The sequence below is a fragment of the Mesorhizobium sp. WSM4836 genome, from assembly GCF_055811815.1.
Genome location: NZ_JBVVQF010000005.1, coordinates 283,136 through 308,259, shown reverse-complemented (window position 1 = coordinate 308,259; position 25,124 = coordinate 283,136). Strand labels below are relative to the sequence as shown.

22 protein-coding genes are annotated in these 25,124 nt (G+C 60.7%); 9 read left to right on the top strand and 13 right to left on the bottom strand.

All coding sequences use genetic code 11. The features are described 5' to 3' along the window. Nucleotides 1-32: 32 nt before the first annotated feature. The 3 genes from AC0L2P_RS09355 to AC0L2P_RS09345 form a co-directional block, all read right to left on the bottom strand. Nucleotides 33-1,373, bottom strand: coding sequence for an adenylate/guanylate cyclase domain-containing protein (locus AC0L2P_RS09355; RefSeq protein WP_473500942.1), 1,341 nt, complete (start codon nt 1,371-1,373; stop codon nt 33-35). Nucleotides 1,374-1,423: 50 nt separating this feature from the next. Beyond that, the gene (locus tag AC0L2P_RS09350) at nt 1,424-2,767 is read right to left on the bottom strand and encodes a nucleotide sugar dehydrogenase (protein ID WP_473500941.1); all 1,344 of its coding nucleotides are present in this window, start codon (nt 2,765-2,767) and stop codon (nt 1,424-1,426) included. A 114-nt stretch (nt 2,768-2,881) separates the two neighbouring features. Next, nucleotides 2,882-4,042, bottom strand: a complete 1,161-nt coding sequence (locus AC0L2P_RS09345) for a DUF3095 domain-containing protein (protein WP_473500982.1) — start codon at nt 4,040-4,042, stop codon at nt 2,882-2,884. A 92-nt stretch (nt 4,043-4,134) separates the two neighbouring features. Here AC0L2P_RS09345 and AC0L2P_RS09340 point away from each other — a divergent pair, with 92 nt between their 5' ends. Together AC0L2P_RS09340 and AC0L2P_RS09335 are read left to right on the top strand one after the other, a co-directional pair. Continuing rightward, on the top strand, nt 4,135-5,223 hold the full coding sequence (locus AC0L2P_RS09340; RefSeq protein ID WP_473500939.1) for a glycosyltransferase family 4 protein: 1,089 nt from the start codon (nt 4,135-4,137) through the stop codon (nt 5,221-5,223). Beyond that, a complete protein-coding gene (locus tag AC0L2P_RS09335) occupies nt 5,220-5,993 on the top strand; it encodes a polysaccharide deacetylase family protein (protein WP_473500938.1) in 774 nt (257 codons plus the stop codon). Before AC0L2P_RS09340 ends, AC0L2P_RS09335 begins: the two co-directional genes overlap by 4 nt. A gap of 49 nt (nt 5,994-6,042) precedes the next feature. On the opposite strand, the gene AC0L2P_RS09330 is transcribed toward AC0L2P_RS09335, so the two are convergent. From AC0L2P_RS09330 to AC0L2P_RS09315, 4 genes are all read right to left on the bottom strand, one after another. After that, nucleotides 6,043-6,897 (bottom strand): MBL fold metallo-hydrolase, encoded by an 855-nt coding sequence (locus tag AC0L2P_RS09330; protein WP_473500936.1) that lies wholly within the window; start codon nt 6,895-6,897, stop codon nt 6,043-6,045. Between the two features lie 122 nt (nt 6,898-7,019). Further along, entirely contained in the window at nt 7,020-7,469 is a 450-nt protein-coding gene (locus AC0L2P_RS09325; protein ID WP_473500934.1) for a cyclic nucleotide-binding domain-containing protein, read from the bottom strand. Between the two features lie 157 nt (nt 7,470-7,626). After that, nucleotides 7,627-10,341, bottom strand: a complete 2,715-nt coding sequence (locus tag AC0L2P_RS09320) for an ABC transporter transmembrane domain-containing protein (protein ID WP_473500933.1) — start codon at nt 10,339-10,341, stop codon at nt 7,627-7,629. Between the two features lie 17 nt (nt 10,342-10,358). Beyond that, entirely contained in the window at nt 10,359-10,700 is a 342-nt protein-coding gene (locus AC0L2P_RS09315; RefSeq protein ID WP_473500932.1) for a hypothetical protein, read from the bottom strand. Nucleotides 10,701-10,784: 84 nt separating this feature from the next. Here AC0L2P_RS09315 and AC0L2P_RS09310 point away from each other — a divergent pair, with 84 nt between their 5' ends. Then, nucleotides 10,785-11,456 carry a class I SAM-dependent methyltransferase gene (locus AC0L2P_RS09310; protein WP_473500931.1) on the top strand — a complete coding sequence of 224 codons (672 nt, stop codon included), beginning with the start codon at nt 10,785-10,787 and terminating at the stop codon, nt 11,454-11,456. Between the two features lie 104 nt (nt 11,457-11,560). On the opposite strand, the gene AC0L2P_RS09305 is transcribed toward AC0L2P_RS09310, so the two are convergent. The 5 genes from AC0L2P_RS09305 to AC0L2P_RS09285 form a co-directional block, all read right to left on the bottom strand. Continuing rightward, nucleotides 11,561-12,757, bottom strand: coding sequence for a glycosyltransferase family protein (locus AC0L2P_RS09305; RefSeq protein ID WP_473500930.1), 1,197 nt, complete (start codon nt 12,755-12,757; stop codon nt 11,561-11,563). After that, nucleotides 12,754-13,998 carry a glycosyltransferase gene (locus AC0L2P_RS09300; protein ID WP_473500929.1) on the bottom strand — a complete coding sequence of 415 codons (1,245 nt, stop codon included), beginning with the start codon at nt 13,996-13,998 and terminating at the stop codon, nt 12,754-12,756. Before AC0L2P_RS09300 ends, AC0L2P_RS09305 begins: the two co-directional genes overlap by 4 nt. 1 nt (nt 13,999) lies before the next feature. Continuing rightward, nucleotides 14,000-15,214 (bottom strand): glycosyltransferase family protein, encoded by a 1,215-nt coding sequence (locus AC0L2P_RS09295; protein ID WP_473500928.1) that lies wholly within the window; start codon nt 15,212-15,214, stop codon nt 14,000-14,002. A gap of 261 nt (nt 15,215-15,475) precedes the next feature. Further along, nucleotides 15,476-15,739, bottom strand: coding sequence for a hypothetical protein (locus tag AC0L2P_RS09290; RefSeq protein WP_473500927.1), 264 nt, complete (start codon nt 15,737-15,739; stop codon nt 15,476-15,478). A 279-nt stretch (nt 15,740-16,018) separates the two neighbouring features. Beyond that, a complete protein-coding gene (locus tag AC0L2P_RS09285) occupies nt 16,019-16,309 on the bottom strand; it encodes a winged helix-turn-helix transcriptional regulator (RefSeq protein WP_473500925.1) in 291 nt (96 codons plus the stop codon). A gap of 192 nt (nt 16,310-16,501) precedes the next feature. On the opposite strand from AC0L2P_RS09285, the gene AC0L2P_RS09280 reads away from it, so the two are divergent. Continuing rightward, nucleotides 16,502-17,353, top strand: a complete 852-nt coding sequence (locus AC0L2P_RS09280) for an SDR family oxidoreductase (protein WP_473500924.1) — start codon at nt 16,502-16,504, stop codon at nt 17,351-17,353. An 80-nt stretch (nt 17,354-17,433) separates the two neighbouring features. Here AC0L2P_RS09280 and AC0L2P_RS09275 read toward each other — a convergent pair whose 3' ends face one another. Next, complete coding sequence (locus tag AC0L2P_RS09275; protein WP_473500923.1) at nt 17,434-19,500, bottom strand: N,N-dimethylformamidase beta subunit family domain-containing protein; 2,067 nt, start codon at nt 19,498-19,500, stop codon at nt 17,434-17,436. A 198-nt stretch (nt 19,501-19,698) separates the two neighbouring features. Here AC0L2P_RS09275 and AC0L2P_RS09270 point away from each other — a divergent pair, with 198 nt between their 5' ends. From AC0L2P_RS09270 to AC0L2P_RS09250, 5 genes are all read left to right on the top strand, one after another. Further along, a complete protein-coding gene (locus tag AC0L2P_RS09270) occupies nt 19,699-20,472 on the top strand; it encodes an SDR family NAD(P)-dependent oxidoreductase (RefSeq protein ID WP_473500922.1) in 774 nt (257 codons plus the stop codon). Between the two features lie 80 nt (nt 20,473-20,552). After that, on the top strand, nt 20,553-21,875 hold the full coding sequence (gene hisD, locus AC0L2P_RS09265) for a histidinol dehydrogenase (RefSeq protein ID WP_473500921.1): 1,323 nt from the start codon (nt 20,553-20,555) through the stop codon (nt 21,873-21,875). Nucleotides 21,876-21,890: 15 nt separating this feature from the next. Continuing rightward, nucleotides 21,891-22,913: a zinc-dependent alcohol dehydrogenase gene (locus tag AC0L2P_RS09260; RefSeq protein WP_473500981.1), complete on the top strand. Its 1,023-nt coding sequence runs from the start codon at nt 21,891-21,893 to the stop codon at nt 22,911-22,913. A 31-nt stretch (nt 22,914-22,944) separates the two neighbouring features. Then, on the top strand, nt 22,945-23,676 hold the full coding sequence (gene hutC, locus AC0L2P_RS09255) for a histidine utilization repressor (protein WP_473500920.1): 732 nt from the start codon (nt 22,945-22,947) through the stop codon (nt 23,674-23,676). 224 nt (nt 23,677-23,900) lie between these two features. Further along, nucleotides 23,901-24,902, top strand: a complete 1,002-nt coding sequence (locus tag AC0L2P_RS09250) for an ABC transporter substrate-binding protein (protein ID WP_473500919.1) — start codon at nt 23,901-23,903, stop codon at nt 24,900-24,902. Nucleotides 24,903-25,124: the final 222 nt, after the last annotated feature.

The following is a 25,124-nucleotide window of genomic DNA, read 5'->3' as shown; positions in this document are numbered from 1 at the left end:
ACCGGCGACCGGACCGGATCAGATCCTGGCGGTCACTGGAGCTTCCTCGGGTCGCCCGCCGCCAGCCGCGCGGCATCGCGATGAAGCAGCATGACCTGTTCGGCGTCCGATATTCGGTCGTAAATCGGCTCCAGCGCACCGTCTTCCTCGAGTGCGAGAGCACCCGACAAATCGGGTGAAAGCACCGTCAGCTTCTGCTTGATGCCCGCCAGATCCTCCAAGCCCAGCGACAGCCAGCTGTTGGCGCCGCAATAGTTGGCGAAGTCTTTACTGGCGAGAACACTGTGGGGATATTTCTTGGTCAGGGTCTGGAGGCGCTGGACCTCGTTTACAGCCGCGCCGAAGACAGAGAATGTGAGCCGGTCGGTAAGCCCGACATTGCCGAACATCACATTGCCGACATGCAGGCCGATACCATAGTTTATGTCGCTCAATCCCTGCTGCTTTCTGCGCAGATTGAGATCCATCATACGCGCGTTGGCCTTGTGCGCTGCCGCAAGCGCAGCCTGGCAGGCGATCTCGGACTGCGAACGGTGCCTTTCGCAAGGGTAGACGGCAATGAAGCCATCACCTATGAAACTCATGATCTGCCCGCCCTTGCGATTGAAAGGTGCAGCAACGGCGTCGAAGAACTGGTTCAGCGTATCGATATAGACTTCGCGGCCAGCGGTTTCGGCAAGTCTTGATGACCCGCGCATATCGCCCATGACCAGTGCCGCCCGGATTGTATCGCCCTCGCCGCGCTTGATCTGGCCGTCGAGCACGCGCCTGCCGGCGTCGCCGCCGAGATAAGTGGTCATCATGTTGTCGGCAAGCTTGGTGAGCACCGCCATCTTGGTTGCGATAGCGAGATGGTTCTGGATGCGCAGCAGCGCCGAAATCACGCTTTCGCTGAAGCCTGCAGCACTGTCGGTGGACCAAGACCCGATCATGCCCTGACTGGTGTTGCCGCCGAAGGGATGGACGAAAGCCATGTAATCGGTGACTCCCATAAGCTTGAGGTCATCGAAAACAGGAAATTCCGACGGCACCGACGGGTCGAGCCGGCGCCGCAGATGGTCGAGCTTGTGGCTGAGCAGATGGTAGTATGGGCTGGTCAGGAATCTGTCGGAATGAACGCCATTCTCCTTACGGAAGCCTTCCACTTCCAGACCCTGGCCGCGGAGCCAGGTGAAGCCGAGCGCGTCATAAAGCGGATGAAGCATCGAAAAGCTCAAATGCACCCGCTTCAACGGCAGGCCGGCAGCAGCCAGCCGTTCACAAAAGCCCCTTACCAATGTTTCCAGGTCGTCGCCCGCTAGCGCCGATTGGGTCAGCCAATCGGCAACCTTATCCATGAGAATGGCAGAAATTTCTGCTTGCGCTGTGCTCATGCTATCTCGAAATCTCCTTGATCCGCCACAATTCGCCGGCTCGGACGCCGTCAGGCCTTCACCACCGTCTCCCGGGCCAGCCCGAGGCGGCCAAAAATATTGCGTGTGTCGACGATCAGTAGAGCGTGATCCGCGATCGCCTGATAGTCGATCGCGTCGTGGTCGGTTGCAACGACGACCGCGTCGAAATCCTTCAAGGCCACCTCGGTCAATTCGACCGAGCGACGCCCCTTGATCGCCATATGCTCCCGTGTGGTCGGGATTTCGGTAACATGCGGATCGTGGAATTCCGCCTTGCCGCCCCATTCCTCGATGAGTTCAATGAGCCGCAATGAGGGGCTTTCGCGGATGTCGGGCACATTCTTCTTATAGGCGAGCCCGATGATGAGAATGCGCGAGCGGCTGAGCGCCTTGCCGCAGCGCCGGTCCAGCGTCTTCGCCAGTTCATCGACCACATGACGCGGCATAGCCGTGTTGATCTCTGCCGCCAGCTCGATGAAGCGGGTCGGCAGTTCGTATTCGCGCGCCTTCCACGTCAGGTAGAAGGGATCGATCGGAACACAGTGCCCGCCAAGTCCAGGGCCAGGATAGAAAGGCATGTAGCCGAAGGGCTTGGTCTTTGCCGCCTCGATCACCTCCCAGATGTCGATGCCCATCGTGCCGAGCACTACCTTCAACTCGTTGACGAGGGCTATGTTGACTGAGCGGAAGATGTTTTCCGTCAGCTTGACCGCCTCGGCGGTCGCCGTGGTTGAAACCGGAACGACGGTCTTGACCACGCCTTGGTAGAAAGCCTGCACGAGCGTCGCCGCTTCAATGCCGTCACCTGCCACGACCTTGGGGATCGTCGCGACCTCAAAGCTGCGGTTGCCGGGATCCTCGCGTTCGGGTGAGAAGCCGAGGAAGAAGTCTATCTTCGACTGCAAGCCGGTTTTTTCCAGGATGGGCTTGATCACGTCGTCGGTGGTGCCGGGATAGGTGGTCGATTCCAGTACGATCAGCTGGCCGAGACGCAGATGCTTCGCGATGGTGCCCGCCGTGTTCCTGACGAAGGAGAGATCCGGCTCGCGGTGTTTCGTCAACGGTGTCGGAACGCAGATGATGATGACATCGCAGACGGCCAGTTCGGCAAAATCCGCAGTGGCGCGGAACCGTCCGCTCGCCACCTGGCCGGCAAGGTCTGTCGACGTCACCGCCTCGATGTAGGATTGGCCCTTATTCAGGATCTCGACCTTCAGGCCTTCGACGTCGAAGCCGGAAACCGGGAAGCCGGCGCGTGCGATCGCAACCGCCAGCGGCAGCCCGACATAGCCCAGTCCGATCACACCGACTTGCGCGGTACGCGTCGAAATCCGGTTTAGAAGACGGTGATATATCGATCGTGAGGCGTCCAAAAATCTGCTTTCCCGTCAATTCGGACAGGCTGTCCGTTCCCATGGCGAGGCTCACTTGGTCTCAAGAACCATGACCGAGGCATAGTGCGGAAGATCGATTTCCGCAAGCCGTCATCAAACCGCCACCTTCGCCTTCAGGCTTGCGGCAGCCATCGCATAGCCGCCGGCGGCGCCATCGATGAAATGAACGTGGTCGCGCTGCAGCGGCGATGCGACGAGGCATGTCATCAAGGCCGATTTCTGGCGGTGCAGGCCATAGTTGCAGATGCCCGCCTCTTCCGCCTGTTTCAGCCGGTTCTCGATCCGTTGCAAGACATCCGCGTCAACGTCGATGGTCATCTTCAAGCCATCGTCGAACTTCCGGAAATCCGAATTGCTGGCCACTTCGCGCTTGTAGATCTTCGGATCGAATCTGCCGATCGTCCAGCCATATCTATCCGTAACAGCCGTAAGCGTCATCAGGAACACGATCCACAGCTTCGACAGCCACCGCCGTCCTGCCGGTGCCGTGGCCCGCGCTTCGATATCGAGGCCGGCGGGCAGCAAACTGTAGTCCGGCCCGTTCACCGGCACCGGGTGGCCATCACGTTCCTGCCTGCCGGCAAGGGCGATGATGTCGGAAACCAGAAACTGAAAACCGCGCAAGTTGCGCGACGCCCCCGGTATGGCTATGATCGAGACGATTTCGCCATGCTGGGCTTCGATCGGGTTCCAGCGGCACGAGAGGCCGGTCAGGTCCGGCCGCGCGCCGGCCGGCGCAGGATCGATGCGGTAGCGCCCCGCTTTCATCTCGGCTTCCGCCCAACTGCCACCACCGCCGGCGAACATGGCATAGAAGACCGCATCGGAGGCCTGGAATCTCGCCACGCGAACGTCGAGGCCTTGCGCTCTGATATCCTTGATCGGCACGATTGCGGCACGCAAGGTCAGATCCAGTTCGTCCGCCACCCATCTCTGGACAGCCGCCAGCGCGTTGCGGGTGATCTCCAGCGCCGAGCCGGGAAACGCCACGAGCGCGCCGTCGCCGCCGAAGACAAAGGGAAGATCTTGCCGACCTAGCGCATTGAGCAGCGCCGAAATGACGCTGGCGCCGGCCATATTGACGGTTTTGTAGCGCCCCGCCTCGATCGCCTTGGTCGAGCCGACTATGTCTGCGGTGGCCAGCGCCCAGCCATCGGGGAGAGGCCGATAGTTATCGATATCGGCAACGCTTTCGAACCTGGCGAAGACCGGCAAGGAAGCGACAAAGGGGTCGGATGCGGCAGCTGTTTCCATAAGCATCAGATAGCACACTCCCGTGCTTGAAGGTGAAGTCGATCATGCTTCGAAATTGACTTGCGTAGGCTTTCCGATGATAGGGTCCGGCGATGCGAATTGCTTTCTACGCGCCGCTGAAGTCACCCAATCATTCCGTTGCCTCCGGCGACCGTCAGATGGCACGGATGCTGGTCAAGGCGCTGGAGCATGGAGGGCACAGCGTCGAACTGGCATCCGAAGTGCGCTTGTATCTACGCGAACCGGAGTCGAAGTGTTTCGATGCGCTCAAGATCGAGGCCCGGGAGGAGGCCGGGCGGCTGACCAAGCTTTGGGATCGTGACGGCAAGCCCGATCTGTGGTTCTCCTACCATCCCTATTACAAGGCGCCCGACCTGATCGGACCCGAACTCGCGTCGGCCTTTGCTATCCCCTTTGTGACAGCGGAAGCCTCATATTCGAGGCGGCGCAACACCGGTTTGTGGGCCGATACGCAAGCGTTGGTGGCGCGAGCCGTCGAACAGGCGGCGCTGAACATCTGCTTCACGCAAAGGGATCGTCAGGGACTGGCAGATGCGATACCCGACGCCGCTCTCGGCATGCTTTCGCCATTCATCGACACATCGGTATTCCGGGAACTGCCGGCAAGGGGTTGTCCGACGCGCCTCGTTACCGTCGCCATGATGCGCCCGGGCGACAAAGTCGAAAGCTATCGCATGCTGGCGCAAGCGCTCGGTTCGATCGGTCACCTGCCCTGGACCATGTCGGTCGTCGGGGACGGACCTGCCCGTGAAGAGGTCAAAGCGCAATTCGCCGGCTTGCCCGCCGACCGTATCGAATGGCTTGGCGCGATTGAGCCAGCCGCTGTGCCGGATGTCCTCTATAGTGGGGGAATTTACGTCTGGCCGGGTTACGGCGAGGCCTATGGCGTTGCCTATCTTGAAGCGCAGGCTGCCGGCCTTCCGGTGGTGGCTCAGGACATCGCCGGCGTGCCTGAGGTCATGCGGGATGGCCAGACCGGGTTTCTGACCCCGCCGGGCGATGTGGCGGCGTTCGCTTCTGCCATTGAAAGGCTTCTGGCCCGTAACGACGAAAGAACCATCATGGCCGCGGAAGCCAGACGTTTCATCCTCGAACAACGTTCCCTAGGTGCTGCATCCGCGCGTCTGGCCGAACTCCTTGCGAAGATCCCGGTTTCATGACATCCGATCAGATCTGGCGGCCCTTGGTCGAAGAACTAGCGTGCCGGCAACGGGCGGACCGTAAGGCGGAGTTCTGGCTGCGCGACGATGACGCCGTGGATCCGACGCCTGCGCTTGATCGGCTGCTCGACGTCACCGGTGAATTCGCGGTTCCGGTGACTCTGGCCGTCATTCCGGCCCTGACTGATAAGAAGCTTGTCGTCCGGCTCGACGAGGCGCCGCACGCCACGGTCGCGATCCATGGCTGGGCGCACCGAAATCATGCGCCCGAGAACCAGAAAAAGGAGGAGCTCGGCCCGCATCGGCCGCGCGAGGCGGTGCTCGATGATCTGACTCGCGGGCTGTCGCACGTAACCGGCCTGCACGGAGCACGTGCCGTTCCGATTCTGGTGCCACCCTGGAACAGGATCGACGCCAGCTTGGTATCCGATCTTGAATCGATAGGATTTGCGGCATTGTCGGTCTATGGGCGGCCAAACCCGGCTTCGCTGGCGGTCATCAACAGCAATGTCGACATCATGGATTGGCATGGCACGCGCGGTTGCCGCGATCACGGCCTATTGGTTCAGGCTATTATCGCGCAATTGCGGCATGCATTCGACAGTGGCGAACCGGTCGGCCTGCTTACCCACCATCTCGTACATGATGAATCGGCATGGCTCTTTCTCGAACGGCTGTTCACAGTCACCACACAGACTGAAGCCTGCGCATGGCTTCCAATCAGGACATTGATCGGGCGCAACGGTAGAGCAATTCCAGGAAAAGTGTGAACGGTTTCCGTCCGGAATTGCGTCAAACAAAGAGATAGCGGAAAATAGCTCAGCGCTTTTTGCGCAATGAGATTGGAAGTTTGAGCGTCTGGCCATCCCGCGCGGCAAAAGCGCCGGTAAACCTGTCCTTGGCCAGTTTCTCGATCTTGTCCAGTTCTTTATCGGTGCGTGCAGGATCGTGGTGAAACAGCGCAAGCCTCCGCGCACCGGCCGCCTCACAGAGCTTGACGCCCTGTTGCCATGTCGAGTGCCCGTAACCGCGGCGGCGTTCCATTTCCTCCTCGGTGTAGGTGCAATCGTAAATGACCAGGTCGGCATCTTCGATCAGGCCGAGCACAGCCTGATCGAGTTTGTCCGGCTCGTGCTCAGTGTCTGTGATCACCGCCACGACGCGGCCGCCCCATTCGACCCGGTAGCCTATGCAGCCGCCCGGATGGATAAGACTGCCGGTTCGGACCACCACCCCTTCGCGCGGGCGAAGCACATCTCCGGCTACGAAATCGCGATAGTCGAGGCTTGCCTTGCAGGCCTCCAGTCTCACCGGAAACCACGGCGGCCGCATGAATTCATCGACCATCTGCCGCGTCGTCATGTGTCCTGCAAGATGCCCGGACCAAAGCGTAACCTTGGCGCCCCGGTCATAGATCGGCGCAAAGGACGGCAGCCCGATGATGTGATCGTAATGGCTATGGGTGAAAAGCAGGTCGAAATCGGTCACGCCCAACGCCTGAAGCGCCCCGCCGGCAGGCCGCAGGCCAGAGCCTGCGTCGAACAGAAGCGTATGCTTACCGCATCGCATTTCGATGCAGATTGAGTTGCCGCCATAGCGAGCGAATTCTGGCCCTGATACCGAAATGCTGCCGCGGATACCCCAAAACCTGACCAGGAAAACGTCGTCGTTCATGCTACCCCTTCGCCCATCGTATCCAAACAACTGCTGCTAGGCGAGACAGGCCTTCTCCGGGTGACCTTCTCAGCGAGAGGACAGTGCCGTCACGACGGCGAGGATCGAGCGCACGTCATTCGTTATTTGGCACTTCGTGCGTCGATCAGATCCGCGGTCGTATGGCTTAGGCGATCGGCAAGAACCCGCAATATCTCGATAGTCATTTCCGGGAACTCCCTCATAAGCCTCAAGAAATGATCCTTGCGGATCCTCAAGACTTCCAGCGAACTTGCCGCTCTGACGGTGGCAGTGCGGGAGCTGTTGCACAATATGGCGATCTCGCCAACGATCGAATTTGGCATTAGTTCGGCAACCTTTATCGGTCCACTGTCGGAATCGACCAGAATATCGGCCTTGCCTGAAAGGATGACATAGGCGGCGTCTCCCTCGTCGCCCTGCCGGAAAAGGATCTGGCCGGCGCTGTAGCTCACACGATCGGATGTGAACGCAAGCAGCTTGAGCTTTGTCGGCTCGATGGCAGAGAACAAGGGAACGCGTTGCAGCATTCCAACTTCGTCCTTGAGCAGCATTGTCGCAAACCTTCCCAAAATTCGCGTTTGCCAGACTAGAGCAACGGACGCCCAGATGGAATCAATTCTGTTTTCGGATGCCGAGACGAAAGACCCGAAAGATGGCGAGCCCGATGTCGTGCACCGGCAGAATGACCCCATCTGAATGTCCGTTGCTCTATGACAGCAGTTCCTTGAAGATGCCGCTCCCTGCCAAAAGTGTCTCGTGTGGTCCGTCTTCCACCAACTGACCCGAGTCGAAGACGATAACGCGATCGAACATCATCGCCATTGCCGGATTCGTTACGACCCACACAATTGCCGGCGAATGGCCGTCGCGCCTGGCTTCCTCAAGCACGTTTCGCAGCACCTTATCCTGCATGCGCTGGTCGAGCGCCGACAGCGGCCGATTGAGAACGAGAAAATCAGGACGCTTGAGCAGGGCCCGGGCAACATCGAGCTTCTGTCGCTGTCCACCGGTCAGCCGCCTGCCGCCGGAGCCGACGTTGAAGTCCAGGCCGACATCAAGAAGTTCGCCATAAAGCCCCAGTTCATCAAGAATGTCATAGACGATGGAGCGTATGCGGTCCGGCGCGTCGGGATGGTTGTTGCCAACACGCCCGAACAGGACATTATCCATGACGGTGGCCGCGGCAATGTATTTGGCAGGATCGTACCGTTCGATCGCATTTTGCAGCTCGGACGGCAGGTTTTCATAAAACAGGTTGCGTGCCGCGACGATCTTGCTCATCAGCTCGTCGCTCAACAGGCCAAAGCGGTGCCGGGGCTCGATATAGGCAAAGCTCAAGCTGACGATCATGGCGCGGTCGTTCTCCGAAACCGCCTCGTGGGGACGGTTCTTGAGCCGTTGCAGCAGGGTTTCGTAGGCGGGTATCTCCTCGGCGCTCATGAAGGCGAGCTGCTGGAAGAACTGGTGATCGGGCGGCAGGTCGGCAAACAGCTCGATCGTCTGTTGAGCGATCTCCATGCCCATTTCGTAGAGCGTGCGGTCGAGGCCGGCTTGCCTCAGCACAGAAGCAAAATAGGGATTGGCCGCTAGAGCCCTGTCGGCCAGTTCGGGGCCGGCGGCAGCGCCGAAGAGCAGGTTTTGGCCGATCGTTGCTTCCTGGTTGTAGGCGCCCGGTTCGAAAGGAACCACCAGTCCGCTCAGCCCTTCCTGTTCCAGCCGGGTTCGCAGCGCCGCACGCAGTTCGACGATCCGCCTGGCAAGTTCCGTGTGACGCGTGAGGTCGGCCGAAGAGCGCAAGCCAAGATCCAGAATGTCGCGCGACAGAACAACCGCGTCCAGCACCCGGCGCACGGCTTCAAAGAGATCGTGCGGGCCGGTAGCGCCGGCGGAAGCGTAGTTGATCCAGTCGCTGCGGATATCAAGATCCGGATTGCCCGACCGGCGCGCCTCGTGGATGTCCCAGCGGTGCTGGTCTGCCGCAGCACCGTCATAATGCACCGGTGTCAGCGGCGCATGCTTCAACCCGTAGAGCAGGTTGTCGCGGAGGCTTGCCTGGAACAGGAAAACATCCGAAGAGGCGTAGGACATGCGCCGGCCGGTCACTGCTTCGGGGAGTTCAAGCAGGTCGTCGGTGCCCGAGGCGACCCTTCCGCTGTCCGGCCAGTTCAGCCGCGCGAAAGCTTCTGCAAGCGCCTCAGCTCCACCTGTTGCCGTACTGACCAGCGCCACCGTCTCACCCGGCTTGACCTGGAGAGAGACGCGGTTGAGGAGCATTGCACCGCCATCGTCTGCTATGGACAGATTGACTGCCGACAGCGGCTTGGTCATCGGATCGGGATCGTCGATCGACAATGCCCCGATACTCGGCGCGATGAGACCCTCGACGGTGAACTGTTCAACGACCTGCTGATATTTGACCTGGACATCCTGCCGATCCTGGTCCCAGTCGATCAGTTCCTTCATCGGTCCGGGCAGGTCCTTGTAGGCACCGATCACGGCCACGAGCTGGCCGACGTCCAGCCGCCCCTGGATAACCAGGTACCCGCCGATCATGTAGAACAGGAAGGGCGTGACCTGCGCGAGAAAATTGTTGAGGAACTTCACCATGAATTTCCATTGGTAAAGATCGAAGCGGATCTTAAAGATGAGCCCGAGCCGGGCAGCTATGTCGGCGCGCTCGTAGTTTGATGTATCGTGGACGTGAACCGCGCCGATGCCGTCGACGATTTCGCCAACCCGGCCCGAAAGCGCGCGCGCCGTCAATTGCCGTTGGCGCCCGAGCACGATCAGTCGCCGCCGCATTCTGGGAATGAGCACGATCTGGATGGCCACGATCACGGCCGCTATCATTCCGAGCCAGAAGTTCTGGACCACGATGAACAGCATGGCCGTCAGCGCCTGGCCGCCGAGCAGCACCGGCTGCAGGAAGGCATCGCCGATGAAGCCGCCCAGCGGCTCCACCTCGTCCTTCACCATGGTCGCCACTTCGGCGGATTTTACCCGCTTGAAGTAAATCGGCGGAAACCGCAGCACACGATCGATCAGATCGAAGCGGATACGCCGCAGCATGCGCTCGCCGAGGCGGCCCTTGTAGGTGTTGATGTAGAGTTTGAACAGGCCGTTGATGACGACCAGCAAGAGGAACACCACGCTCAGGGCAAGCAGCGTCTCCTTGCGGTCGAGCTGAAAACCGGAGAAGAACTGGACCTCTCCAATGAACGGCAGGTTGTAGTGTAGCCTCATGAATGGCTGGGTCGCGCCCGGCTGCTCGAAGCCCCTACCTTGGATCGGGCCATTGACGATCAGCTTCGGCAGATCAAAGGACATGAAATACGGGATCATCGAAAGCACGACGATCATCAATATCCAGAGCTGCTGCTTCTTGGTGTGCTTCCAGATATAACGGGCTAGGCTGGGTTCCATATGCGACTGTGGACCCTTCAGTTGGAACGATGCAGGATGTAAAAGCACCTGCTGGCGAATGGCGTGTCGGCAATTTCTTCGTCGCCAATGACAAGCTCGAAGCTGCTGTGCACTGACATTGTCCTGTGCTCAACGATGCAAGGAACCTGCGAGGCGGCGCGATCCAGTTCCGGCGCGTCGTCGATGACAATCGGCGAAGAAGGCAGCTGGCCAAACGGTTCGCAGCTTCCGTAGGGTTTTGGCGAATAGCCGAGCGGCGCGAGCCCGCACGGCTGGTGCTGGCGGATGGATGCCGATGATCCGGACAGATGCAACATGCTCTCTCCGGCACCGGGCAATGGCCAAGCGGCTTGCAGCATAATCACGTCCGCGGAATCAAACTGCCTTGCAGGAGGCAAGATTGCGTTGTGTCGCCCGAAATCCCAACATACAAGACAAATATGATGGATATCACGCAACCACGCAATGCCGGCATGGACTGGCACCAGCAAGCCTTGGACCTCACTCGGGGAATTGCTGCCTATGTCAACTGCCCTCTCGTGGCAGGGCTGGCGCGCGTCGTCACCAAGCATCCGAAGGCCGATATCGCCAACGCCTTCAATCACAAGCAGGTCGCCTGCAAGATGTGGGCGCGCGACAGGCTGTTCGAAAGCTGCGGCGGCCGGTTCGGGAGCATATGGGTTCTGGGTGGATGGTACGGCGTATTGCCGGCAATGCTTTTCAACGACGCCCGCTTCGACATCGCGGCGATGGACAGCATCGACATCGACGCCGAAGTCGCGCCGGTCGCCCGGACCCTTAACCGGGAAGCCGGCGACCGGTTCCGGGCGCTGACGGCAGATATGTACGCACTCGACTATGCGGCCGGGCGGCCCGACTTGACGATCAATACGAGCTGCGAACACATAGCCGATCTGCGCGCCTGGCTTGCTCTGCTTCCGCCGGGCACGAATGTTCTGCTGCAATCGAACGATTATTTCAGCGAGCCCACGCACATCAACTGCGTGGCTTCACTTGCAGGCTTCGAAGCAATGGCAGCGCTACGGGAGGTGCGGTTCTCCGGCGAACTGCCGACAAAAAATTATACGCGCTTCATGCTGATCGGAACTGTTTAATACATTTCGCCCAAAAATTGCGTAGCCAAACGGTTTTCGGTCCGGAATTGCGTCAAAACAATGAGATAGAGCGGTTCTGCGTTTCCGCGAAACGATGAACTGCTCTAGGATCTGTCGTCTGTTTGATCATGAACTTTTCCGAAACCTGGCCCCACTTTTAGGGACCATGTTCGATACCGCTCGCGCAGGATTTGCGCCGAGCGACGCGCGCCTTCCAGATCGAGACGATGCGCGGATGGCGTCGGTGCCACAAGCGCATGTTCGATCGCTTGCGCCAAACCTTCAGGCGTCAGGTCCTTTTCCATCAGCATCGTTGCAAGACCGAGTTCTTCGAGCATCAGCGCGCGAACCGTCTGTTCGGTTTCCCCGCCGGCTGCGAATGGAACGAGCAGGGAGCGGCAACCCGCGCGCAGGACATCGCAGACCGTGTTGTAGCCCGCCTGCGAGACTGACAGGCGGGCGCCGCTCAGCAGGCTGGCGAAATCCTCGCGGAACCGGAAGATGGACAGGCCCGGCGTGGCATCGCGTGCGATCGCGTCAAACTCGTCTTTCGGCAGGTTTGGGCCGGTGATCAAACACCATTTCCAAGCGTTGTTGGCATGCCGCGCCGCTGCGATGGTGGAGCTGACAAGGCTCTTTCCGGCAGCCCCGCCGCCAACGGACACCAGAATGTCGAAGCGCTCGGAGGTCGCGGGCGAGGGCGGCGCGGCAACGAGCCCTGTGTAGGTGACCTCGGCCCTGATCGTCCCAGCCAGTGGAAATGTCTTGTCGATGGTTGCGAAAGCCGGATCGCCGTGGACCATAACAAGGTCGAAATGCCTGTTGATGAGATCGACCGTTTCCTCGTTTCGGCCCGGCTTGACGCGCTCCTGAAGGATATCACGGACGGACGTCGCCAGCAGCGGTCTGGGCGACGTCGCCTCGATGGCCTCGATCAGCGGCAAGAGTTCGAAACGCATCTGCCGGCGTCCAAATGGAAACGCCTCGACAATGACGATATCAGGCCTGCAATCCTGAAATGCCTGCAGGAGCATCTCTGAACGCCGTTTCTTGAAATCATCGTCGATGCGTTTGCCCTGCAGGTCGACAAGTCCGGAAAATCCTTCATCACCGGAGGTGACAGGTGGCAGGATTACAGATTTTACACCCAGTCCCGGAAACCCAGCGATCGGCGCTCCGCCGGTCACGACGGTTACGTCAAACCCGTCATCGACCAGAGCCGCCGCAATGCGGCTGGCGCGCGCGAGATGGCCGATACCGAGCAGGTGCTGGACATAGAAGAAAGCGCGCAGCCGCTTCATTCGGCGGCCCGCCACTCCCGCTCGAACAGTTCCTTGAGCTGTCCAATGCTTGCCACATGATCGAAATCGCCGCGCACGCGCCGCTCTGCGGCGTCGCCGAGGCGGGCGCGCAGTACGGGATCACGGATCAGGCGCTCCAGCGCCTGTGCCAGGGCAATTGGGTCTTTAGTCGGAACCAGCAGCCCGGTTTCATCCGCCGATAAAAGCTCCGGCACGCCAGAAATATCGGTCGACACGCAGGCAAGCCGCTGGCTAGCCGCCTCCACCAGAACATTCGGCAGACCGTCCCGGTCGCCATTTGCGGTGATCCTGCAGGCCAGGGCGAAGATGTCGGCGCGGCGGTAGTGCTCAAGCACTTCCTCCTGCGCAAGCGCGCCTTTCCAAGAGACTCGACCATCCAGTCCGAGCTTTTGCGCCAGTGCCTTGAACCGTTCCAGTTCCTCGCCGCCGCCGATATGCTCGAATCGCCACGCCAAATCACCGGGCAACAGGGCAAGGGCCTCCAGCAACGTATCGTAACCTTTCTTTTCGACGGCGCGCCCGACACTCAGAACGACAACCGGTTCGTCCGGCGCCGAGCCGTCATGCTGCTTTCGCGCCTCGCCGAAACTGCCGAAGCGATCAAGGTCGAGCCCATGATAGCTCAGATGCACAGACGAGTTGCCGTTAGCGAGTTTTTTCAGACGGTCGAAGCCGGTTTTCGTGCAAGTGACCGTCCAGCGGGCCGAGGAAAGCTTGCCCGCCAGATCCCAGTCCGCTGAAGTCCAGATGTCCTTGGCATGGGCCGAGCAGCTCCAGGGCAGGCCACGAAGCTGGCTGGCATAGCGCGTCACCGATGCCGGTGTATGTGCGAAATGCGCATGCAGCCAACCCGCGTCTTCCGGCCATTCGGCCGCCAGCACGAGCGCTTGCCCGAAGCGGCGCGCGCGATTGCGCGTGAAGTCGCGGGGGAGATCGGCAGCCAGCGATCCGAGCGCGCGCCAGAAGCACGGCCGCAGCAGATATGCAAAAAGCGAGCGAAGCACGCGCAGCGGCTCTTCATGAAGATATTCCGGCAGATAATGAACGGGCGCTTTGATCTCGTCGTGCACCGGGTGGCGTTTTGCGTCGGTCGGCCGCCTGAGCGCGACGAGTATCAGGTCGAACCCCGTACGCTCAAGACCGAGCAGTTCCTGCGCGATGAAGGTTTCCGACAGCCGCGGATAGCCCTTCAGAACCACGACGATCTTGCGATGTTGCAACTCAGGTCATTCCTTCAATGACCGAAAGATGATGGCCGGCCCGCCGGTCGAGCAGTTCCGCGACGATTTCGGAAATATGAGGCAGCCCTTCCAGCGTCAGATGCGGATTGCTCTGTGATGGGTGGGGGCGGTCCGGCAATGCCACCAGTGCATCCGCAAACCGCTGGGAATCCTTGGCCTCCTCCGGCAAAAGCATCTCGATCAGGCCGAGTTCGGCTGCGCGCCGAGCGCGGATCAGTTGTTCCTGGCGGGGCTCGACGCGCGGCACGATCAGCGCCGGCTTGTCGAAAGACAGTATCTCGCAATAGGTGTTGTAGCCGCCCATCGCTACTACCGCCTTGGCGCCGGCAATCAGGTCTTCCATGCGGTTGTCGAACTCGATGATCTTGACGTAGGGGATCTTGGCCCCCTTTTTGAGCAGCTTGTTGCGCTTGCGCGCCGGCATGTAAGGCCCAAGCACGATCAGGGCCCTATGCTGCAATTGCGGATCCTGCTGATAGGCATCGATGACGTCGTGGATCAGTTCGGCGCCGTCACCGCCGCCACCGGTAGTAACGAGGATATAGTCGCCCTCGGGCCGGTGGCCGGGCAACTCGTTTCGCTGCAGGCTCCGTTGCAGGAAACCGACGAACCTCATCTTTGCCCTGACAGCCGGCGGCACATCCAAGCCGGTCAACGGATCGTAGAAATCCGGCGGACCATAGGCCCAGACCTTGTCGTAGAACAAACCTATCTTGCGCATCACATCCCTGCGCGCCCACTCTGCTTCGAGCAGATGCGGCGCGTCCATCACCTCGCGCAGGCCAAGCACGAGCGTGGTGCCCCGCGTCTTGAGGTAGGACAGCGTGTCCTCGATCTCACCGCGCAGGCCGAGCGGTTCCTTGTCGACGATGAAGATATCCGGCCGGAAGGTCTCGGCTGTGTGGCGGATGATCGACTGGCGCATTCTTAGCGTCTCATGCAGATCGATGTCCTTTTCCAGCGAGGTGTATTCGCCGTTGCGCAACTTGATGACGCTGGGGATCTTCACGAAATCGACACGGGCGCGGTAGTCGAAGGCGCCAGCGATAGTCGCACCCGAAATGATAAGCACCTGAAGTCCGCGGAAATCCTCGACCAGCGAATGCGCGATCGTCCGGCAGCGCTGCAAGTGGCCGAGCCCGAACGTGTCGTGGCTGTACATGAGAATTCGAGCGTTTTCTGCGTGCTGGGTCATTGTTGAACGTCTCTTAGAATTCTCGCTTGAGGACCGTGAGCGACCCGCCGGCTTCGAAACCATCCTGGTTTCGAAACATGAGGCCGCGATTTTCAAATTTTTGTATTACTTCTGTGGAATGCCTGTCAGATAGGCTTTCTGATTGCCTGAGTCCGAAACTGGATGGATTGGCGAATATCGCCTCGGCGGGAGCGGGCCGAGACTCCCTGTTGTTTTGGGATAGATCGAAGGGGAAAGCGGTCTCCAAAAGGTCGGCAGAAGTCATCCCTCTTGATTCCAATAAGCTCCGGTCTCTCCGAACTCCATTGGTTTCGGAGTGGTGAAGGCGAATTCCGCTATCCTGCCCATATTGTCAATTGCTTGATCGGCATACGCAGGGACAAGGCCGCCGGGCGTCGCACGGCGCACATTGTTGTAAAACTCATTTCGCGCGCCATCGCTCTCGGTCCTGGGGGACCAAAGGCGCTGCCCATCAATCTCTTGACGGACGGTCTGATTATGATTCACCGACCAGAACTGAGCCATCTATCGCCCAAGCTACCCGGAATCTCGGCAGGAATCGAGTGGATGCCAGCACTCACAACATACTGCCTGCAGCAGGGTGTGTGAAACACCGGTGCTTGTCGATCGCTATGGCCTCTGGCTAATGCCTTAGCTGGGGCGGTTTTCTCTGGGCGGCGCCGATGTTACCTCGTGCATCGTTTCGGCGGAACTGCTCCACCACAGATCAACGGGCACATCAGGCGTCATCCCCGTTCAGGGGCGGCCCGAATGCAGTCTGGCCGCCAAACGATGTGCTCGCGATCATCTAGCCGAAGAATCGCGGAGCAGCAGGCGCGACCCGACCTCCACGATAGCCCTGATAGCGGGAAGCAGTTCCTGCCCCAACGGTGTCAGCCCATACTCCACGGTCGGTGGCGAGGTCGCCATCACGTTGCGACTGAGGACGCCGCGCTCCTCGAGATCCCGCAGTCTGCTGGTCAGTACCTTCGCCGAAACGGCTGGGGTATCGCGGCGGAGCTCCGAAAACCGACGCGGGCCTTCGCTCAGGGACCAGAGCACCTCGGGTGTCCAGCAGCCGCCAAGCAGCGCCATGCATCTCGACATGGGGCAGCCGGGGGGAGCCTTCACCTTCTTTCGCGCCTTGAGAACCATCGCGCACCCTTCGAGGAGTTTCCAGTTGGTTACCGGAAAATGGCGGTAACCGCAAGATACGTGGTTTCCAATGGTAACGAGAGCCGCTATTCGAAGGTTCTCCAATCACACAACCACGAAATGGACTGAACCATGTACGCAATAACTGGAGCAACGGGACAGCTTGGCCGCCTCGTGATCGAGGCACTGCTGAAGACCATGCCCGCCGACCGGATCGTCGCGGCGGTTCGCAATCCGGAAAAGGCCAGCGATCTGGCGGAGGGCGGTGTGATCGTAAGGGAGGCGGACTACGACCGTCCCGACACGCTCGCCCCGGCCTTCGCCGGCGTCCAGAAACTGCTGATTTCCTCGACCGACGTCAGCGGCCGCCTGCCGAAGCATCGCGCGGTGATCGAGGCAGCCCAACGGGCCCGGGTTTCGCTGATCGCTTACACCAGCATGCTGCACGCCGACACGTCTCCCGCAACGCTCGCAATCGAGCATCGCCAGACGGAGGAGGTCATCGCGGCCTCGGGCCTTCCTGCCGCCATCCTGCGCAATGGCTGGTACACCGAGAACCATCTGTTGGCGCTTCCGGCGGCTCTCGAGCATGGCGCCTTCGTCGGTGCCGCCAAAGACGGGCGCTTCTCGTCCGCGGCGCGGCGGGACTATGCCGAGGCCGCAGCCGTGGTGCTGACCACCGACGATCGGGCGGGGAGGACGTACGAACTCGCCGCGGACCAGGCCTTTGCGCTCGTCAACCTTGCGGCGGAGATCTCGCGGCAGTCGGGCAAGGCTATTGCCTACAACGATCTTTCCCAAGCCGCTTATCAGAATGTGTTGACGGGGGCGGGGCTGCCGGCCGACTTCGCCGCGCTTCTGGCCGATACCGACGCCGCAGCCTCACGCGGAGCGTTGTTCGATGACGGAGACACCCTGGGGCGACTGATCGGTCGCCCGACCACCTCGATGCAAAGTCTCGTCGCGGCCGCATTGCGCGGTTAAAGCCGGGGCTCAGAACTCGACGTGCATAGCGCCGCCGGTCGAAAGCGGATACGGGTCTTTCCGCAACGGGACTAATCAGCTTATCGATTTTCTCGGCCGGAATTGAGCTCTCCTTTCGTGGCGCCGAGGCGGTTAAGCAGATTGAGCGTGATCCTGCCGACATCGTTCATGGCGCCTACGGCTGGCAGAGCGCCGCACCAGGCGACCGAGCTTGCCGAAAAGATCAAGCCGCCTGCTGCGAGATTTCGCAGGGTCATTTCGGCGCAGCGGCGGGCGATGCGTTGCGTATCCCCGCCTTCGTACCAGCGCGTCGGATCCTGGTAGAAGCTGTCGGGAAATCCCGTCGCACGCGCGATCACGACGGTGTCGGCGGAAGTGCCGAGGGCTGGATCCATCGCATCCACTTCGTAGCCCGCGGCACCACCCAGCACCATGCCGTCGGTGCCAAAGATCGCATTTTTAACGCCTTCGAACAGCCATGCGCATCCTGCTTCACGGCTTTCGTCAGTGCGCGTGAAGGGGCGCGCACCTTCGAAGCCCATCAGTGAGATCGCGCCGCCGATCAGCGAGAATTCGCCTCGGCCGCGGGAGCGGAGATAGCCGCCGGGTTCGTTGGTGATCGACAGCGCCTGTTCGGCGACCGGGCCGTCCCAGGTTCGGCCGGCCTCCAGCGGCGAGCGCCGCAGCTCCATCAGATCGTTCTTGAAAGCCACAGTGGCAGCAAAGCCGTTTCCGCCGAGATAGGCGATGCTGCCGCCTTCGGCCACAAACTGCCGCAGCGCCTGCTCCATCTCGATCGACATATATTCGGGGTGACTGCCGGTGACGACGGCTTGATGTCGACGCAAACCGTCTATGCCGCATTCGTGCAAATCGTGATCGGTCATGACGTCAAACACGATTCCATTTTCGTGGCAGAATCGGAGGAAGTGCAGATCGACCGGCAAATTATGTGGGCAGCCGCAGAGCGGATAATCGTAATCGTCCCTGAGCGTCACTTTCGGCTTTTTGTAGGAGCAGATGGAAACGCCGCTGAGGTCGGAGTGGTAGTCGTAAAGAGATTTCAGATTGTTGGCGATCGCGAAGCGATGTCCCCGGTCGTCGCCTTTCCATTCATAAAGATGATCTGGGAGATATTCGTCCGCATAAGCGAGATAGGTGGCCGTCGGCACGAGATACAACAGCGGCGACGAAACCTGTGAAGAGGTGACGAAGAACACCACGCGTTCGTAGCCACCCTCCCATTCGACCTGGAACGCGTAGACGCCTGGGCGTGCGTTTTCAGGGATCGTCACGCGGTGCGAGGCCGGCCACTCAAGCGGGCCGATGTCGTCGTCGTGGCAATGGATGGCGTCGTAGTGCGACGGCACGAAACGAGGCTCGAAGCTCGATCCGTCCCAGCGTGCCGAAGTCATGCAGAAGGCGGGCTGATTGGTCACATCGAGGAGCAGCGGATCTGCTCCGCTCGACGACAGTATCGGCTGCGTTGGTAACAGCGTCGGGAAATCCCAGGCAATGGTCCCCTGTGGAGTATCGAGCCGGATCGCGGCAAATTTCGCGTTGAGGGTAGGTTCGTGGTTGGTGGCACTTGCGCCGAAATGGACGCCCTGCGCCTGGAGGTTCCGTGCAGGGCTGCCAAAACCTTCATGCAGTTCGTAAGGCGCGAGAAGATCATGCGATTTGATGCGCAGGCGCAACTGCTCCTGCCGCAGACCCAACTCGACAGTGAGCCACACACCATTTCGCGCCTTCCTCTCGACAAAGACTTCGTCGCCGATTTCCAGGACAAATGCGCCGTCGCGGAGGCGCAGCCCGAGCACGCCTGCTTCCAGGATCGTGCGCGCACCCTCGTTGCGCGTGAGGAACAGCTCAAAACGAATGCCGTGGACGGCTTGTACTTTGGCCAGTTCGCCGGCTCGCACGAACAGGAACGACCCGTGATCGAAATGCCGATGCCGTGGTTCAGCTATCGTTTCGATCGACCAGGCGAGAAATTCCGGAGCCGGCTTGTCGAGCCGGCAAATTCGTGTGGCCTTTATCGGCCGATCGCATGACAGGCTGAGGTTGATCCGCTGGCCTGCTTTGGCACTCCAGGGGGTGGTATAACCAACCACCCTCATCGCGTCGTGGTCTACTGCGCGCTTCATCTATCGCTCCCGACGAACTCTACACGGGCCGGGGCGAACCGCGTAGACCGTCCGATCTCGGCCAAATACGCTGCCGCTCTGACAAGCAAAGGCCTGCATGGAGCACTACCGAAATGATGTACATGCTTGTATAGATAAGCTGCATTCGGATAGTCTCGATGCGATCGGTCCAGGCGCGACATTACCAAGGAGGACGACATGCGCAACGCATCTCTCTTCGATCTGTCGGGCAGGAAGGCGCTTGTAACCGGCGCAAGCCGCGGTATCGGGCGCAGCATCGCCGAGGCGCTCAGCGCGGCCGGCGCCGACGTCGCGGTCACAGCGCGCAGCGTGGCCTCGCTCGAGGAGACGATGGCCGCAATCCGCACTGCCGGCGGGGTCGCGCATGCCGTCGCCCTGGACGTCACCGATGTCGACCGGTGCCGGGCGGCGACAGCCGAGGCCGGCAGCCTGCTCGGAGGTCTCGATATTCTCGTCAACAATGCAGGTACGGAAGAGGTCCGGCCCTCGCTCGACGTCGATGAGGCGCTGTGGGACAGGATTGTCGATACGAATCTCAAAGGCGCGTTCTTCTGCGCCCAAGCCGCCGCGCGGCAGATGAGAGACGCCGGACGGCCCGGCGTCATTATCAATCTCTGCTCGCTGACCTCCGAGGTCGGGGTTCCCACAGCGGCGCCGTACGGCTCGTCGAAATCAGGCCTCCTCGGCATGACGCGGGCGCTTGCAGCGGAGTGGGCCGATCTCGGGATCCGGGTCAACGCCATTGCACCTGGCTATTTCAGGACAGCGATGACAGACGTGTTCTACAGCAACGAGGCATGGCACCAATCGATGCTCGCCAAGATTCCGCAGCGCCGTTTTGGTGATCTCTCGGACCTGCACGGAATCGCGGTGTTCCTCGCTTCGGATGCGGCAGCCTACATAACCGGCCAATCCATTCCCGTTGATGGAGGCTTTCTCGCATCGATTTGAAGGCTTCAGGGACCGGAGATGTGTCCCAGAAGTGATCGACAAGCGTTAATCGTAATTGCGTCCCAAGAAAAGGAGCCGCCATGGCTGACGTCAGCTTCCACCGCCTGTCATCCCTCAGTGTCGATCAGCGGGCCAGTTTACTGAAACGCGCCGAAGGAGATCTGTCTTCCTTCATCGAAAAGGTCCGTCCAATCATCCAGGCCGTCAAGGATGAGGGTGACGCAGCCTTGCTCCGGTTTGCACGCGAGCTCGACAAAGCCGATGTTGCCGACGGTGGACTGAAAGTTTCGGAAGCGGAGTTCGACGCGGCATTCGACAAGGTCGACAAAGATGTCGTGGAGAGTATCCGGTTCGGCATCGAGAACATAAGGCATTTCCACGAGGAGCAGCGCCCGGAAACGATGTGGCTCAAGGAAGTCCGGCCGGGCGCCTATGCCGGTGACCGATACACGCCGATCGCTTCGGTTGCGCTGTATGTTCCGCGCGGCAAAGGCGCCTTCCCTTCGGTGACGATGATGACGTCTGTTCCCGCGGTGATTGCCGGGGTTCCCCAGATCGCGATCGTGACGCCTGCGACTTCGGATGGTTCCGTCGACGCGGCAACGCTGGTTGCTGCCCGCCTCGCCGGCGTGGAGACCGTGTATAAGTGCGGCGGCGCCCATGCGGTCGCCGCTGTCGCCTATGGAACGGAGACTGTGAAGCCTGCCGTCAAGATCGTCGGGCCGGGGAGCCCCTGGGTGGTGGCGGCAAAGAGCGTGTTGTCCCCGATCATCAACACAGGTCTCCCGGCCGGTCCGTCCGAAGCGATCATCTTCGCCGATGACAGCGTCGACGGCGGCCTGGCTGCTCTTGACCTGTTGATCGAGGCCGAGCACGGGCCGGATTCCTCGGCCTATCTGGTGACGCACAGCCGCAAGGTCGCCGACGCCGCGTTGATTGCGATACCGGAACACTGGTCCCGGATGAGCGAACAGCGTGTGGAGTTCTCACGCGCGGTGCTGACTGGAAAGCGCGGCGGCATCGTGCTGACTGAGTCGCTGGAGGACAGCTACCGCTTCATAAACGACTATGCGCCGGAGCACCTCGAGATTCTGTCAACGGAGCCATTTGCGCATCTCGGACATATCACAGAAGCCGCCGAGATCCTCATGGGACCGCATACGCCGGTGACCCTCGCCAACTTCGTCCTGGGACCCAATGCGGTGCTGCCGACCAGCCGGTGGGCGCGAACCTTCGGACCACTTTCCGTGACCGATTTCGTCAAGAGATCGTCGGTCGGCTATGTGACCTCGGCGGCCTATCCGGAACTCGCCCTGCATGCCCGCAGGCTCGCCCGCTACGAAGGATTCAGCTCGCATGAGAACGCGGTTTCGGAGATCCGCGATCGCTATCTCGCAGGCTGAGCTGAAACGATGACGATGAGGGCGGCGCGACTCCATGGACCCGGCGACTTGCGCGTCGAGGATATCGCCGCGCCAGGCGCTCCCGAGCCAGGCTGGGTGAAGCTGAGGGTCGATGCCGCAGGTATCTGCGGTTCCGATCTCCACAACTTCCGCACGGGCCAGTGGATAAGCCGGTCGCCTTCAACGGCAGGCCATGAGCTGACAGGCACGGTGATCGCCATCGGCGACGGCGTGGACACTGTCGCCGTTGGCGACCGAGTGGTCGCCGATTCCCGTTTCTGGTGTGGAGAGTGCGCGCAATGCCATGCAGGCAGGCGGCATCTTTGCACGTCGCTGGGCTTCGTCGGAGAGATATGCGACGGCGGATTTGCCGAACAGGCTGTGCTGCCCGCACGCCTCCTGCACATCATCGATGCCGTGCTTGATGAACGGGTCGCGGCGATGGCCGAGCCGCTGGCTGTAGCGTTGCACGCAGTGCGGCGTCTGCCGAAAACGGCCGGCTCCGTTCTTGTCGTCGGCTGCGGGACTATCGGCGGGCTTGTCGCACTGCTGCTTTCCCGGACATTCGCAGGTACCGTGCTCGTTGCCGATCGCAATAAGGGCCGCTGCGCTCGGGTCGCGCGGGTGACCGGCGCCAGCATCGTCGATTTGAACCGGGACGCCATTGCCGCTGCCACCGCGGATGCCCCCTTGCTCGCTGCCGTCGAAGCGACCGGCAGCATCGCAGCACTCAGCCAGTTGCTTGGAGTTCTCGATGCCGGCGGCACCGTTGCGATGGTCGGCATCTTCCATGGGCGTCTCGATATCGATCCCAACATCCTGGTCGAGCGCGAAATCGCATTGCTGGGATGCCACGCCTTTGCCGATGAGCTTCCCGATGCCATCCGGATGCTCGGCGAGTTGACCGAGCCCATGGTCGAACTGGTCGACCGCGAGATTGGCCTGGATGATGTTCCCGCAGCCTATGAGCGTCTGTTGGCGGGGCAGGGCGATGGCTTGAAAACAATCATCCGCATGCGGTCTGCCGGGCGCGTGTGATTTCCGAACGTCGCCCGAAAGGATTTTTGAAATGATCACTTTGCCCGACACTGCCAGCCCTCTTTACGAGAAGGTCAAGGACTACATCCTAACGAACATCGGTAAGGGGCGATGGAGCAAGGACCGGAAGCTGCCGTCCGAAAATGAATTCGTGGCGACACTCGGCGTGTCTCGGATGACGGTCCATCGTGCCTTGCGGGAGTTGACCTCTGCGGGTTTTTTGATCCGGCTCCAGGGCGTCGGCACATTCATCGCGCCACCTCGACCGCAATCCGCATTGATCGAGATCAACAACATCGCGGCGGAAATTGCCTCGCGTGGAAACAGGCATCGTTCCAAGATTGTCGTCCTCGAAAAGATCACGCCGACAAAGGAGCTCGCGCTTTCCTTCGAGTTCGCAAAGCGCCCGTCGGTCTATCATTCCATCGTCGTCAACTTCGAGAACGACTTGCCCGTGCAACTGGAAGAGCGCTTCGTCAATCCGAGCCTGATACCCGACTATGACAAGCAGGACTTTTCCAAGACAGCGACCTACGACTATCTCATGCAGAAAACCCCGGTGACGGAGGTCGAGCACATCATCTCGGCGACCCCGGCCGATGCCGAAACGGCGCGGCATCTGGGCATCGATGTCGGCAGCTGCTGCCTGTTTCTGCATCGCCGGACATGGACCGGCGCCGTCGTTGCCACGATCAGCAAGCTGACTTACGTTGGCAGCCGCTACTCGCTTGGCAGTCGGTATTCTCCGTCCAAAAAAAACTGATCGCAGTGAAGCGATTCAGAGTTGGAAGGAGAGGTCTGACTTGTATATGCATGTATGTATTAGCCTTGACATCCGCTGTTGCTGACGTTGAAGTGTCGTCGCACTCTCGTTGAACGGACAGCTAAGATGCCGGGGCACGGTGCCGCAAGAGCATAAGCCCGGATTTTCACCAGGCCGGATGTTTGGTTCAAAAAAGCGGCCTGATCATCAAGGGGAACAAAATGATGCGTAACCTAGCAGAACAATTTCGGGCACTCGTTATGGCTGCTGCCGTCGGGTTTGCCCCGGCGGCCTACGCGGCCGACACGACAATTCCGGGGACGCCTGAGGCAGGAACATTCAAGATCGGCATCGAGCCATGGCTTGGCTATGGCCAGTGGCACGTCGCCGAGGCCAAGGGCCTGTTCAAGGCAAGCGGCCTGTCCGACGTGCAGATCGTGAACTTCGCCGAGGATAAGGACATCAACGCCGCCCTGGCGAGCGGCCAGCTCGATGCCGCCAATATCGCGACCCACACGGCTATGGGAATGGTTGCGGCCGGCCTGCCGGTGAAGATCGTGCTTCTGCTCGACGTCAGCATGACGGCGGACGCCATGATCGCCGGCAAGGACATCGCCTCCGTCGCCGACCTTAAGGGCAAGCAGGTCGCTTTCGAGGAAGGCACGACGAGCGACATCCTGCTCAAATACGCGCTCGCCAAGAACGGCATGTCCATCGCCGATGTCCAGCCGGTTCCAATGCCGGCGGCGGATGCCGGCAGCGCGTTGATCGCTGGCCAGGTCCCGGTCGCGGTTACCTATGAGCCTTATCTCACCGCGGCCAGGGCACAGAACAAGGACATCAAGCTGCTCTTCACCGCGGGCGAAGATCCCGGCCTGATCAGTGACGTGTTCGTGGTGCGCGATGAGGTGATCAAGTCGCGTCCCGGCCAGGTGCTTGCCATGATCGAGACCTGGGATGCGGCCCTGAAGGCCTACAATGCCGACACGCCCGACGGCCGGGCGATCATCTCCAAGGCGGTCGGTTCGAGCGTCGAAGACCTCAACACCGCCTTTGATGGCGTGCGTTACTATAGTCTCGCCGAGAACAAGGATGCGCTGACGGGCGAATTCTCCACCAAGATATTCACCGATGTCGAAGCGGCCGCCAAGAACGCCGGACTGCTTCAGGCGGACGTAACGCCGGAGCAGATGATCGACCCGTCATTCGTCAAGGCCGCGAAATGACGAGGGCCGGCTCGCGGTGGTGACGCAAATGTCCGAGCAGCGTGCGACCAAGCCAAGCCCGTCTCACGCAGCGCCGGGGCCGGTGATCAAACAGCCGACACGCCGTGGGGGGGGGGGGGGGGGGGGGGGGCCCCCCCCCCCCCCGCCCGCCGCGGGGGGGGGGGGGGGGGGGGGGTGAAAAAAACAAAAAAAAAACAACCAACCAAAACAACCAAAAAAACA